Below are 12,882 nucleotides of genomic sequence, written 5' to 3' on the forward strand. Positions count from 1 at the left end.
CGAACCGTACGGGTCGGTACGAGGCAGAGGTGGCGCACGTGGCAGGGACCAGCTCGGGGATCGTGGCCGGACTCACCGCGGTGGCCGTCACCACCGCCGGCTTCCTCGCCTACCAGGCCCACGCGAACGTCCCGGCGAGCCTGCGCGCCCCCTCGGCGAGCGCGTCCCCCTCGGTGGCGGCCACCAAGGCCCCGCGCGACCGCCGGCACCCCACGGCGCTGCCGGCGCACTCCGGCAAGGGTGAGCGGGTCGTGTACTCGGTGGACGACGACCGGGTCTGGCTGGTGGACGACCGCGGCCGCGTCCAGCGCACCTTCGGCGTCCGCCCCGGCGGGGTCGACCCGGCGCCGGGCTCCTACTGGGTCACCTCACGCTCGAACGCCATCACCGGCAGCGACGGCGTCCCGGTCGAGCACGTCGTCCGCTTCGCCGCGGTGGACGGGGTGACGATCGGCTTCAGCGCGGCCGTGCGCGACGAGCCGGGCGCCTCCGGCTCCTCCCGCACGGGCGGCATCCGGGAGAAGCGCCCCGACGGCGACGCCATGTGGCGCTTCGCCACGATCGGCGTTCCGGTGGTCGTGATCCGCTGAGGCGGGGCGCGGCCCTCAGGCCGCCTCGCGGTGGCCCGGGGCGCAGTCGGCGGGGACCGGCGCGGGCGGCGGGGTGGAGACCGCTTTCGCCGCCGCGCACGACGCCAGCAGATCGCGCATGGACACCTGCGCGGTCACCTGGGCTCCTGCCGCCCGCTCGGGGCGGGGCGTGGGACGCGGAACGGACATGGGGCGCCTCCTGAGCTGCGGGGGCGGGCGGGGTTAGGTATGCCTAACCACGGGCTGGGTACCATGTGACCACGCCCGGTACGTCCCGCGCAATACGATTCCGACACCGTGTCGGGAAATCGGCGCCTCAGCCGGCGAGCGCGTCCAGATCCGCCTTCGCCCAGCGCTCGCCGAGACCGGTCACGGTGAGGTGGCGGACCTCGTCGGTGGTGTCACCGACCGCGCGGTGGATGACGACCTCCAGCCGGTCGTCGGTCAGCTCCTCGACCTTGCCCTCGCCCCACTCCACGACGATCACCGAGTCGGGCAGGGAGACGTCGAGGTCCAGGTCCTCCATGTCGTCGAGCCCGCCGGAGAGGCGGTAGGCGTCGACGTGGACCAGGGGCGGTCCGTCCACCAGCGAGGGGTGGACCCGCGCGATCACGAAGGTCGGCGAGGTGACCGCGCCCCGCACCCCGAGCCCCTCGCCCAGCCCCCGGGTCAGTGTCGTCTTGCCCGCGCCCAGCTCGCCGGTGAGCATCACCAGGTCGCCCGCGCGCAGCAGCCCGGCCAGCCTGAGGCCCAGCTCCCGCATCTGCTCGGGGGAGGTGACGGTGAGCCGGGTCTCAGCCGGGCTGTGCGGTGCTGCTGCCTCTTCCATAGCCGCTAACGGTAGTCCCTGCCGGGACGGCGCCCGCGCGGGTCAGCAGGTCCGCGAGACGGTCGGTGACGACCTCGGGATGCTCCAGCATCACCAGGTGCCCGGCGTCCGGCACGAGCACCAGCTCGGCGTCCGGGAGCAGGTCCGCGATGGCCTCGCTGTGCTCGCTCGGGGTGACCAGGTCCCGCACCCCGGCCAGCACCAGCACGGGCATGTCCGCGAAAAGGGCCAGCGCCTCGGTCTTGTCGTGGTCGGTGAAGGCCGGGTAGAACTCCGCGACCACGTCGATCGGGGTGGACTCGATCATCCGCTCCGCGAACCGCGCGACCGCCGGATCGACGTCCCGGCCCGCGAACGAGTACCGCTTGATGACCCCGGCGAACAGCTCCGCGGTGGCCCGGCGCCCCTTCTCCACCAGCTCCGCCTGCTGCCCCAGCGCCTTCAGCACGCCCGGCAGCACCCGGCGCACGGCGTTGACCCCGGCCACCGGCAGCCCGAAGCTGACCTCGGCGAGCCGCCCGGAGGAGGTGCCCACGAGCGCGGTGGCGACGACCCGGTCCCGGATGTACTCCGGGTACTGCGCGGCCAGCGCCATGACCGTCATCCCGCCCATCGAGTGGCCCACCAGCACCACGGGCCCCTCGGGCGCCGCCGCGTCCAGCACCGCCTTCAGGTCCCGGCCGAGCTGGTCGATGGTGACCGGCAGCCCGTCGCGGGTCTGGGCCACGCCCCGCCCGGACTCGCCGTGGCTGCGCTGGTCCCAGTGCACGGTGCGGACGACGCCGCGCAGGGCGGACCGCTGGAAGTGCCAGGAGTCCTGGCCGAGGCAGTAGCCGTGGCAGAAGACGACGGTCACCGGCGCGGGCGCCTTGCGGCCGAAGAGCCTGCGGCGGCGCGGGGAGACGCCGGGACCGGGGTCGGGCTCGACGTCGTCGACCTCGTAGTACAGCTCGGTGCCGTCGTCGGCGACAGCCTTGCCGGGGGTGCCGCGCAGGGTGCCGTAGGGGCCCGTGGAGTCCAGCGCCAGCGCGGCCTTGCGGCGCATGCCGCGTCCGACCGTCATCCGCTCTATGGCGACCCCGGCCGCCGCGCCCGCGGCGAGGACGCCTATCGCGGCGCCGGCGAGACCAGTCGCCTTGCGCCAGCCGCCGGACGCGGCCGTCGCGGCGACCGCGTCCACCACGGCCTCCGCACTGCTCTCGCTCACGTGCCGTTCCCTCCTCGCCGTCCTGCCGTCCGCCGGGCCGGTGCGCCCCGGAGCTACCGGACAGTAGCGTGCCCGGTACCCGCGGGGGTCATCCGTTCACATGGACGCGGGGCACGCGGGTGCCGATGCGGGTGACGATCTCGTACGCGATCGTCCCGCACACCTGCGCCCAGTCCTCGGCGGTGGGCTCGCCGCCGTCGCCCGGCCCGAACAGCACGGCCCGCGTGCCCGGTTCGGGTTCGTCCCCGCCGAGGTCGACCACGAACTGGTCCATCGCCACCCGGCCCGCGACGGTGCGCGGCTTGCCGTCGATGAGCACCGGGCCGCCGCCCGAGGCGTGCCGGGGGATGCCGTCGGCGTAGCCCAGCGGCACCAGGCCGAGGGTGGTCTCGCCGGGGGTGACGTAGTGGTGGCCGTAGCTGACGCCGTGGCCGCCCGGCACCCGCTTGACCAGCGCCAGCGACGCGCTCAGCGTCATCACCGGGCGCAGCCCGAAGTCGGCCGGGGTGCCCAGCTCGGGGCTGGGCGAGATGCCGTACATGGCGATCCCGGTGCGGACCAGGTCGAAGTGGGACTCCGGAAGGGTCAGCGTGGCCGGGGAGTTGGCGATGTGCCGCACCTCGGGCGTGACGCCGCGCTCCTCCGCGTACGCCGTCATCTCCCGGAACCGGGTGAGCTGCGCGGCGATGGAGGGGTGGCCGGGCTCGTCGGCGCAGGCGAAGTGGGACCACAGGCCGGTGACCTCGATCAGCCCGGCGGCCTCGGCCTCCAGCGCCCCGGCGACCAGCTCGGGCCAGTCGCCGGGCTGGCAGCCGTTGCGGCCGAGCCCGGTGTCGGCCTTGAGCTGCACCCGCGCGGGACGGCCCGCCTCCCGGGCGGCCGCCGTCACCTCCCGAAGCGCCCACATGTCACTGACGGACACGTCGAGGTCGGCCTCGATCGCCTCCCGCCAGGGCCCGCCGGGCACCCAGAGCCAGCACATGATCCGGCCCGGCAGCCCGGCCGCGCGCAGCGCGAGAGCCTCCTCCGGGGTGGCGGTGCCCAGCCAGGTCGCACCGGCGTCCAGGGCGGCGCGGGCGCACGGCACGGCGCCGTGGCCGTACGCGTCCGACTTGACGACGGCCATCAGGTGCGCGCCCTCCGCACGGGCGCGCAGCGCCCGGACGTTGGCGCGCAGCGCACCCAGATCGATCTCGGCGCGGGCGCGCAGGGGCGCGGTCGGCACAGCAGAAGTCTCACTCATGGCGCCCCCAGTCTCTCAGAGGGCGCCACCGGCCCCCGGCCGCACTCCTCGGCGATCCGCGCGGGCCGCGCCGGGGCCCCGCTCAGTCCCGTACGACGTCACGCCACGCCTCGGGGAGGCGCTCGGCGATGTCCAGCGCGGCGATGGGGGCACCGCGCGAGGCGAGGCGTCCGGCGAGGCCGTGCAGATACGCGGCGGCACTGCCCGCGTCCAGCGCCGGCAGACCGGAGGCCAGCAGCGATCCGGCGAGTCCTGACAGCACGTCACCGCTGCCGGCCGTGGCCAGCCAGCCGGTACCGGTGGCGTTCACCCGGACCGGGCCGCCGCCGGGGCCGGCGACCAGGGTGGTGGAGCCCTTCAGCAGCACCGTCGCCCGGTAGACCGCGGCCAGTTCCCGCACCGAGGCCAGCCGGGCCGCCTCCACCTCCTCGCGGCGCACCCCGAGCAGGGCGGCCGCCTCCCCGGCGTGAGGGGTCATCAGGGTCGGCGCGGTGCGCCCGCGCACCACGTCCCGGTCGGCCAGCCGCAGCCCGTCGGCGTCCAGCAGCACGGGCACGTCGGCGCCGAGCACCTTGGCCACGGTCGGGGCGTCCTCCCCGGCACCGGGGCCCACCACCCACGCCTGCACCCGGCCCGCGTGGTCGGGGCCCTGGTCGGTGACGAGGGTCTCGGGGAAGCGCGCGATGACCGCCTCCCCCGCCGGGCCGACGTACCGTACGGCGCCCGCGCCGCCGCGCAGCGCGCCGGAGACGGCGAGGACGGCGGCGCCGGGATAGCGGGCGGACCCGGCGGCGACGCCCAGCACCCCGCGCCGGTACTTGTCGCTCTCCATGTCCGGCCGGGGCAGCAGCCGGGCCACGTCCTCGTGCTGGAGCGCCTCCAGCACCGGGTCCGGGGGCAGTTCGAGGCCGATCCCGACGAGCCGTACCGTCCCCGCGTACTCACGGCCCGGGTCGATCAGCAGGCCGGGCTTGTACGCGCCGAAGGTGACGGTGAGGTCGGCGCGGACGGCGGAGCCGGACACCTCGCCGGTGTCCGCGTCGACCCCGCTGGGCAGGTCCACGGCGACGACCGCGGCCCGCGACCGCCCGGCGGCTTCGGCCAGCCGCTGGGCGTCCGGCCGCAGACCACCCTTGCCGCCGATGCCGACGACACCGTCCATGACGAGGTCGGCCCGCTCGATCGCGTCCAGGGCCCGCTCGGGGCCGATGACGGAGCCGCCCGCCAGCCGCAGCGCGGCGAGACCGCCCGCGTGGGCGCGGTCGGGCGAGAGCAGGACGGCCGTGACCCCGGCGCCGCGCCGGCGCAGCCGCGCCCCCGCGTACAGCGCGTCGCCGCCGTTGTCGCCGCTGCCCACGAGCAGCACCACCCGGCTGCCGTACACCCGCCCGAGGAACTCGGCCGAGGCGGCGGCCAGTCCGGCGGCCGCCCGCTGCATCAGGGCGCCCTCGGGCAGCCGGGCCATCAGGGCGCGCTCGGCCGCCCGTACCGTCTCCACGCTGTACGCAGTACGCATGGGTCCGAGTCTGCCCCCGGAGCGCGGGCGGGCGCACCCGGATGGTTCACGCCTCGGCGATCACCACGGCGGAGGCGACGCCCGCGTCATGGCTGAGCGAGACGTGCCAGGACCGCACCCCCAGCTCGGCCGCGCGCGCGGCGACGGTGCCCTTCACCCGCAGCCGGGGCTGCCCGCTGTCCTCGACGTACACCTCGGCGTCGGTCCAGAGCAGCCCGGCGGGCGCGCCCAGCGCCTTGGCGAGGGCCTCCTTGGCCGCGAAGCGGGCGGCGAGCGAGGCGATGCCGCGCCGCTCCCCGCCCGGCAGCGTCAGCTCCGCCGCGACGAACAGCCGGGCGGCCAGGTTGGGCGTGCGCTCCAGCGCCGCCCGGAACCGGTCGATCTCGGCCACGTCGATCCCGACCCCGATGATGCTCATGCCGGGAGCCTACGGCCGCCGCGCTACTCGACCGTCACCGACTTCGCCAGGTTCCTGGGCTGGTCCACCTCGTTGCCGCGCGCGGTGGCCAGTTCGCAGGCGAACACCTGCAGCGGCACAGCCGAGACCAGCGGCTGGAGCAGCGTCGGCGTGGCCGGGACGCGGACGAGGTGGTCGGCGTACGGGACGACCGCCTCGTCGCCCTCCTCGGCGATGACGATGGTGCGGGCGCCGCGGGCGCGGATCTCCTGGATGTTGGAGACGATCTTGTCGTGCAGCAGGGACCGGCCGCGCGGGGAGGGCACGATCACGACGACCGGCACGTCCTGCTCGATCAGCGCGATCGGGCCGTGCTTCAGCTCGCCGGCCGCGAAGCCCTCGGCGTGCATGTAGGCGAGTTCCTTGAGCTTGAGGGCGCCCTCCAGGGCGACGGGGTAGCCCACGTGCCGGCCGAGGAAGAGCACCGTGTTCTTCCGCGCGAGGGAGCGGGCCAGCTCCCGCACCGGCTCCATGGTGTCCAGCACGCGCTCGACCGCGCCGGAGATGCGGGAGAGGTCGCGGATGACGTCGCGGATCTCGTCGCCCCACTTGGTGCCGCGCACCTGGCCCAGGTAGAGGGCGACGAGGTAGCAGGCGACGAGCTGGGTCAGGAACGCCTTGGTGGAGGCGACGGCGACCTCCGGACCGGCGTGCGTGTAGAGCACGGCGTCGGACTCGCGGGGGATGGTCGAGCCGTTGGTGTTGCAGATCGCCAGCACCTTCGAACCCTGCTCGCGGGCGTGCCTGAGCGCCATCAGGGTGTCCATGGTCTCGCCGGACTGCGAGATGGCGATGACCAGCGAGCGCCCGTCCAGGATCGGGTCCCGGTAGCGGAACTCGCTGGCCAGCTCGACCTCGCAGGGGATGCGGGTCCAGTGCTCGATCGCGTACTTGGCGATCATCCCGGCGTGGAAGGCGGTGCCGCAGGCGACGATGACGACCTTGTGCACCTCGCGCAGCTCGGCCGCCCCGATCCGCACCTCGTCCAGGGTGAGCGAGCCGGAGGCGTCGATACGGCCGAGGAGGGTGTCCGCGACGGCCTTCGGCTGCTCGGCGATCTCCTTCAGCATGAAGTAGTCGTAGCCGCCCTTCTCGGCCGCCGAGGCGTCCCAGTCCACGTGGTAGGCGCGGGTCTCGGCCGGGCTGCCGTCGAAGCCGGTCACGGTGACACCGTCGCGGCGCAGCTCGACCACCTGGTCCTGGCCCAGTTCGACCGCCTCGCGGGTGTGCGCGATGAACGCGGCCACGTCGGAGGCGAGGAACGCCTCGCCCTCCCCGACGCCCACCACCAGCGGGGAGTTGCGCCGGGCGCCGACGACCACGTCCGGCTCGTCGGCGTGCACCGCGACCAGGGTGAACGCGCCCTCCAGACGCCGGCACACCAGCCGCATCGCCTCGGCGAGGTCGGCGCTCGCGGAGAACTCCTCCGCCAGCAGGTGCGCGACCACCTCGGTGTCCGTCTCGGAGGCCAGGTCGTGGCCGCGCTCGGCGAGTTCGGCGCGCAGCGCGGCGAAGTTCTCGATGATGCCGTTGTGCACGACCGCGACCCGGCCCGCGTTGTCCAGGTGCGGGTGGGCGTTGGCGTCCGTCGGGCCGCCGTGGGTGGCCCAGCGGGTGTGCCCGATGCCGGTGCTGCCGGCCGGGAGCGGCCGTTCGGCCAGCTCCTTCTCCAGGTTGACGAGCTTTCCGGCCCGCTTCGCCGTGGCCAGCCCGCCGTCCGCGAGCACGGCGACACCGGCGGAGTCGTATCCCCGGTACTCCAGCCGCTTCAGTCCGGCCATCACGACATCGAGCGCCGACTGCGCCCCTACGTATCCCACGATTCCGCACATGTTCGGCAGCCTACGGTCCGACGGCGCCTCAAAAGAGGTTCAGCGTGCCCGATTTCGGAAATTCCCACGGGGGTACGAAGGGTGGGGGTGCGCGGGGGCAAATGAGGAACGGGCGAAGGCCGAGTTCGCGGAGGGGGCGAAAACCGGCCGACTTATCCCGACCCTTTCGCACCGCCACACCCTTCCCACTCACAAGAAGCACACAGAAAATCCACCAGCCCGGCGGGATCGCGTGCGTCACCGGCCGACGGCGGAGCCGTGGCGTGATCCCACTGACCGTCGCCCGCAAGGGAATCGCACACGTAGCGGAATAGACGTGTCCATGTCTACTTTGGCGCTGCGCGGAGTGGATCACGACCGGTTCCGTCTCCGCGCGTCGACCAGCGGCGATCGGGGGAACACCGTCGCTCTCGGGGACAGGGCGCCCCGGCATGCCGTCGTACGGGCCACCCGCACGGCGCACGGCGGAGCCCGGCCCCGGGCTTCTCCGCACGGACTCGGGCACGTTCGCGTGCCCTGACCCGCGCCACCTCCCCGATCGCCTCGACTCCCGATGGGGGGAAACGCGCACGTGCGCTCCAGAACACCGAAACTCGGCACACCACCACCCGGCATACGCGGGCTGTTCACCCGCGTGGTGCTCCTGCTGAGCGTGGTCGCGGCCATGGCCACGCTCGGCGTACGCCCGGAACTCGCGGCGCGCCTCGCCGGCGCCCACTCCAGCGACCGGCCGGACGACTGGTACGAGACCACGTCCGACGAACAACTGCGTCTCGACCAGTGCCTGATGGGTGACGCGCTGCGCCTGGGCGGCCCGAAGATGTACGGCTTCGCCCAGGACGCCCTGAACCAGACGCCGCAGAAACTGCGTGAACTCGCGGATCTGGACGGGGCGTTCGACGGGCCGTTGCACACCGCCTACGACCAGGACAAGACCGACTTCGACGCCAACTGGGACCGCCTCGACGCACGCGAGAGCGCGTGGGAGAAGCCCCTCGACGGCCTGGAGACCCCCGGCGGGTTCACCGAGACCGGCTTCCACTGGGTACCCGGCGTCCACGAGGGCGGCGACTTCTACGACCAGACCGGACTCGGCAAGTGGGCCGGCGGCCCCGACTGGACCCAGAAGTTCGACTTCTACGATCCGACCCCGAAGGCCGACGACAAGACCTTCAAAGCCGTCACGGATCTCGCGACGCCGCTGTATGGCAGCGAGCCCGCCTACGATCCGTCCCTCTCCCAGGAGGAACGGGACCGCCAGTACTACGAACACAATGCTTTCGAGGAGTTGACGGGAGGCTTCGGCGACAAGGGCGCGGACGACAGCCGTCTCCTCCTCGCCTCCGGCGGGTTCCCTCGCGTCGCCCCGGAGCCGGACAGCGCGGAGTTCCGGATCGCCGTCGAGGATCTCAAGACCAGGTTCGCCTCGTGCGCCTGGCGGGATCCCATCGACCCCGACAAGGCGCTGCGCACGGCGGAGGACACCGCCGCGACGGAGTGGCAGCAGGAGGTGGCCTCCCAGGCCGGCCAGCGCAACCAGATCCTGAACGCCAACCGCGACGCCACGACCGCCCTGAAGAAGGGCGCCGAGACGATGGCCGAGATGCTGGGCCAGTCCTGGATCGCCGACCACCTCACGCGCTGGCAGGACTACTGGAGCGCGGGCGGGATCGGCTGGATCGGTGACGGCCAGCTGGAGATCCAGGTTCCGGCCGCCTCCGGCAAGTGCCTCGACGTACAGGGTGCCGCCACGGCCAACGGCACACCGGTCCAGATCTACACCTGCAACGGCAGCAGCGCCCAGCGCTGGCAGCTCTGGGGTTCCTACGACGGCGGCCGCACCCTGCGGAACGTCAACTCGGGCAAGTGCCTGGAGGTGGCGGGCGGTGCCGTCGCCGACGGCACGAAGATCCAGATCCGCGACTGCGGCAGCGCCAAGGCGCAGCAGTGGACGTTCGACGTCCGCAGCGCGGGCGCGCTGCGCAACGCCGCGACGGGCAAGTGCGTGCACCTGCCGACGTTCGACAACAGCAAGGACGCCGTGCAGTCCGCCTGCAACGGCTCGACCGCGCAGAATTTCCGGATCGTCCCCAAGACCCACACCGGTGACGGCACGCTCTCCTACCCCGACAAGGCGCAGTTCGATAAGGCCAAGGCCGGCGTCTCCGCCGCGCAGGCGGCGGCGAAGGCCCAGCTCACGGTCCTGAAGACCCGGCTCGCGGTCGCGCAGGCGGCGGCGACCACCTCGGACACCGCGCTGCAGGCGGCGTACGGCGTCGCCGACGCCAACGGGGCGCCGCGCGGGCGCGGTCTGCTGGTGGGCCAGCAGAAGGACCAGGTCACCAAGGGTGCGGCGGCCGCGCTGACGGCGCTGGAGAAGGCCGGTGAGACCGCGGAGGCGGCCACCCGCGCATCCGCCGGTGACAGCGCGACGATCGCGCAGCGCGCCCTGGCGCAGGCCGCCCAGTCGAAGGCGGAGTTCCGCAAGGAGGCCGCCGCCCGCGCGGAGTGGCAGGCCAAGGCCGCCGCCGACGCGGCCAAGGTGCACCGGGACAACGCCAAGAAGGACAAGGAGACCGCCGAGGCGAAGCTCGCAGTGGCGGTGAAGGCCGAGGCGGACGCGAAGGCGGCTGCCGCCGACGCCCACGCCAAGCGGCTCTCCGCCGAGGCCGAGGAGAAGACGGCCAAGGCGGAGAAGGACACCGCCGCCGCCAAGCGCGCCGAGGCCGCCGAGCACCGGCACAACGCCGAGTCGGAGGCGACGAAGGCGAAGGACGCCAAGGAAAAGGCCGAGACCGCCGAGAAGACCGCCGGGGACCGGCGCGACGACGCCGTCGAGGCCCGTGACCACGCCAAGGCGATGCGCGACGACGCCTGGGACGCCGAGCAGAAGGCCGACGCGGCCCGCGCCAAGGCCGACGCCAAGGAGGCCTACGCCGACTCGCTCGACTCCGGTGACGCGGCGGACGCGGCCCGCGCCGCGGCGAACAGCGCGGACGCCGCGGCCGACGACGCCGAGGCCGCCGCGAACCGTGCCCGCTCCGAGGCCGACGCCGCCACCCAGGCGGCAGCCGACGCCGACGCCGCGGCCACCCGCGCCGAGGCCGCCGCCAAGCGGGCTCGCGCCGCTTCGGACGCCGCCCAGGCGGACAAGCTCAAAGCCGACGCGGCGGTGAGGACCGCGACCAGTGCCGTGGCCGACGCCATCAAGGCCTCCCAGGACGCCTCCGCAGAGGCAGAGGCGGCGGTCAAGCTCGCCGACGAGGCCGAACAGCACGCCAAGGACGCCCGGACCCAGGCGGACGCGGCGAAGAAGGAAGCTGCGACCGCCCTCGCGGCCGCAGCGAAAGCTGCGGGCTACGCCCACGTCACCGCTCAGGCGGCCGTGGACGCCGGTGAAGCGGCCAAGCAGGTCGCCGCCCCCGCCAACGACGCCATCCAGCTCGGCTCCCCGTACGTCGACACCGACTCGGCCGCCGCCCTGGTCGTACTGACCGGACAGTCCTCCAAGACGATCGCCGACCAGCAGAAGGCCGTCGCCGACGCGCACGCCAAGAACGCGGCAGCCGAGGCGGACGCGGCCAAGAACCTCGCCGACCAGGCGACCGGCGACGCCAAGGAGGCCTACCAGCACGCGGCGAACGCCGCCCGATACGCCGCCGACGCCCTCACCTACTCCAAGGAGGCCCTCGGCTACGCGGCCGACGCCGCCAAGGCCGCTTCGGCCGCCTCCGCCTCCCTGGTCCGCACCATCGAGTACGACAACCAGGCCACCGAGGACGCGGCAGCCGCCGACAAGGCGGCCGGCAACGCCGAGGGCTACGCCAAGGACGCCCGCGACTCGGCCGACGCCGCCGAACTCGACGCCGCCGCCGCGCGCTCCGCTGCGGACGCGGCCGAATCGGACGCCAAGGAGGCCCGCGACGCCGCCAACCGCGCCGATGCGGCCGCCACCGAGGCCGAAGAGGCGGCCAAGGACGCGGACAAGTACGCCAAGGAGGCCCAGGACGCCGCCGCGCGCGCCGAGGCAGCGGGCAAGGCCGGCCAGATCGAGTCCGGAACCGTCGTCGACGAGAACGGTGCCTCGATCGGCAACATGTTCTACGTCGTCCAGCGGACGGACAAGATCGGCGAACCGGAGGTGGTCAAGAAGGACAACTGCAACCCCATCGTCCACGTCGGGGACTGCAAGATCACCGCGAAGATCCGCTTCAAGGCGATCCTCGACCTCTACCTGTGCACCGCCGACGACCTGGACCTGTCCACGTACACGTGCCCGGCCGGGGCCACGGTCTACCTGGGCGAGTTCCCCACCAAGGAACTGTCGACCGAGGTCACCGACACCATCTCCATGACCGAGTTCAACTCGGGCATCGACCCGGTGGACATCCTCTTCGGCCACTGGATCAAGTGCGTACAGAAGATCGCTCCCGGCGGCGCCTCCGGCACCTGGACCGGCTGCGCCTGGGCAGCGGTCGACGTGGCCACCCTCTTCGCCGGCAAGATCCTCCGCCCGATCGTGGACGCGGTGAAGGCGGTCGACGCGGCGGCCCGGACGGGTATCGCGTTCGAGGACGCGTGGACGGCTCTGCGTTCACTCGGTCTCGCCGACGAGGCCGTCGCGGGTATCGGCGGCCGGGCCCTCCAGCAGATGGCCAAGCACTGCGTGGAGGAAGGTGCACACGTCGCGGCTCTCCGAGCCATGAGCGGTGGCGGTGGCTACTGCAAGTGGCTGGAGCTCGGCGGTCCCGGCAGATGGATGCCGGAGACGGAAACGATGAGCCAGGCCAATCGTGCCTACGAGCAGATGGTGACGAACGGCGTGCCGTCGGGCATCTCCTACAAGGTGCCCGCGGAATGGAGGAAGAGCGGGTACGTGAAGTTCGACGGTTACCAGGACGGCGTTCTCATCGACGCCAAGGACCAGGCTCTCAAGGCATCGTTCTTCACCGATGAGGGGAAGCTGCGGCCCTGGGTCACGGAGCCGCTCAAGCAGGCGAAAGACCAGGCCCGGGCGGCAGGCGACGTACCGATCGTCTGGTACGTCTCCGACGAGCGCACCGCCACCGCGTTCAAGTACATGATGGCCGACAACGACATCAAGACCATCACGGTCGTCCACAGGCCGGGCCCGGCGTAAGCCACCCGGGCGCCACCCCTGCCCGGGGGTGGCGCCCGGGGCCACCACCCAGCACAGAAGGAGAACCC

Annotated in this window: 9 protein-coding genes; 2 read left to right on the forward strand and 7 right to left on the reverse strand. The window is 73.4% G+C overall.

Going from position 1 to position 12,882, the window contains the following annotated elements:
• Nucleotides 1–38: 38 nt before the first annotated feature.
• Nucleotides 39–590, forward strand: coding sequence for a hypothetical protein (locus ABZ898_RS17090; RefSeq protein ID WP_361658802.1), 552 nt, complete (start codon nt 39–41; stop codon nt 588–590).
• A 15-nt stretch (nt 591–605) separates the two neighbouring features.
• On the opposite strand, the gene ABZ898_RS17095 is transcribed toward ABZ898_RS17090, so the two are convergent.
• From ABZ898_RS17095 to glmS, 7 genes are all read right to left on the reverse strand, one after another.
• The gene (locus tag ABZ898_RS17095; RefSeq protein WP_361658805.1) at nt 606–779 is read right to left on the reverse strand and encodes a hypothetical protein; all 174 of its coding nucleotides are present in this window, start codon (nt 777–779) and stop codon (nt 606–608) included.
• Nucleotides 780–906: 127 nt separating this feature from the next.
• Nucleotides 907–1,419, reverse strand: coding sequence for a tRNA (adenosine(37)-N6)-threonylcarbamoyltransferase complex ATPase subunit type 1 TsaE (gene tsaE / locus ABZ898_RS17100; RefSeq protein ID WP_361658807.1), 513 nt, complete (start codon nt 1,417–1,419; stop codon nt 907–909).
• Nucleotides 1,385–2,626 (reverse strand): alpha/beta hydrolase, encoded by a 1,242-nt coding sequence (locus ABZ898_RS17105; protein WP_361658810.1) that lies wholly within the window; start codon nt 2,624–2,626, stop codon nt 1,385–1,387. Before ABZ898_RS17105 ends, tsaE begins: the two co-directional genes overlap by 35 nt.
• A gap of 88 nt (nt 2,627–2,714) precedes the next feature.
• A complete protein-coding gene (alr, locus tag ABZ898_RS17110) occupies nt 2,715–3,869 on the reverse strand; it encodes an alanine racemase (protein ID WP_361658813.1) in 1,155 nt (384 codons plus the stop codon).
• A gap of 82 nt (nt 3,870–3,951) precedes the next feature.
• Nucleotides 3,952–5,385, reverse strand: coding sequence for an NAD(P)H-hydrate dehydratase (locus ABZ898_RS17115; protein ID WP_361658816.1), 1,434 nt, complete (start codon nt 5,383–5,385; stop codon nt 3,952–3,954).
• Between the two features lie 46 nt (nt 5,386–5,431).
• Entirely contained in the window at nt 5,432–5,803 is a 372-nt protein-coding gene (locus ABZ898_RS17120; RefSeq protein WP_361658819.1) for a holo-ACP synthase, read from the reverse strand.
• A 23-nt stretch (nt 5,804–5,826) separates the two neighbouring features.
• Complete coding sequence (gene glmS, locus ABZ898_RS17125) at nt 5,827–7,674, reverse strand: glutamine--fructose-6-phosphate transaminase (isomerizing) (protein ID WP_361658821.1); 1,848 nt, start codon at nt 7,672–7,674, stop codon at nt 5,827–5,829.
• A gap of 664 nt (nt 7,675–8,338) precedes the next feature.
• Here glmS and ABZ898_RS17130 point away from each other — a divergent pair.
• Nucleotides 8,339–12,814 carry an RICIN domain-containing protein gene (locus ABZ898_RS17130; protein ID WP_361659002.1) on the forward strand — a complete coding sequence of 1,492 codons (4,476 nt, stop codon included), beginning with the start codon at nt 8,339–8,341 and terminating at the stop codon, nt 12,812–12,814.
• Nucleotides 12,815–12,882 lie beyond the last annotated feature (68 nt).

It is taken from the genome of Streptomyces sp. NPDC046860 (assembly GCF_040645115.1).
Taxonomy (GTDB): Bacteria; Actinomycetota; Actinomycetes; order Streptomycetales; family Streptomycetaceae; genus Streptomyces.

Excerpts from the sequence above, each read along its gene's own strand:
- ABZ898_RS17130 (WP_361659002.1), top strand. The coding sequence starts at position 8,339 with ATGGCCACGCTCGGCGTACGCCCGGAACTCGCGGCGCGCCTCGCCGGC.
- ABZ898_RS17115 (WP_361658816.1), bottom strand. The coding sequence starts at position 5,385 with ATGCGTACTGCGTACAGCGTGGAGACGGTACGGGCGGCCGAGCGCGCC.
- ABZ898_RS17120 (WP_361658819.1), bottom strand. The coding sequence starts at position 5,803 with ATGAGCATCATCGGGGTCGGGATCGACGTGGCCGAGATCGACCGGTTC.
- ABZ898_RS17095 (WP_361658805.1), bottom strand. The coding sequence starts at position 779 with ATGTCCGTTCCGCGTCCCACGCCCCGCCCCGAGCGGGCGGCAGGAGCC.
- tsaE (WP_361658807.1), bottom strand. The coding sequence starts at position 1,419 with ATGGAAGAGGCAGCAGCACCGCACAGCCCGGCTGAGACCCGGCTCACC.
- glmS (WP_361658821.1), bottom strand. The coding sequence starts at position 7,674 with ATGTGCGGAATCGTGGGATACGTAGGGGCGCAGTCGGCGCTCGATGTC.
- alr (WP_361658813.1), bottom strand. The coding sequence starts at position 3,869 with ATGAGTGAGACTTCTGCTGTGCCGACCGCGCCCCTGCGCGCCCGCGCC.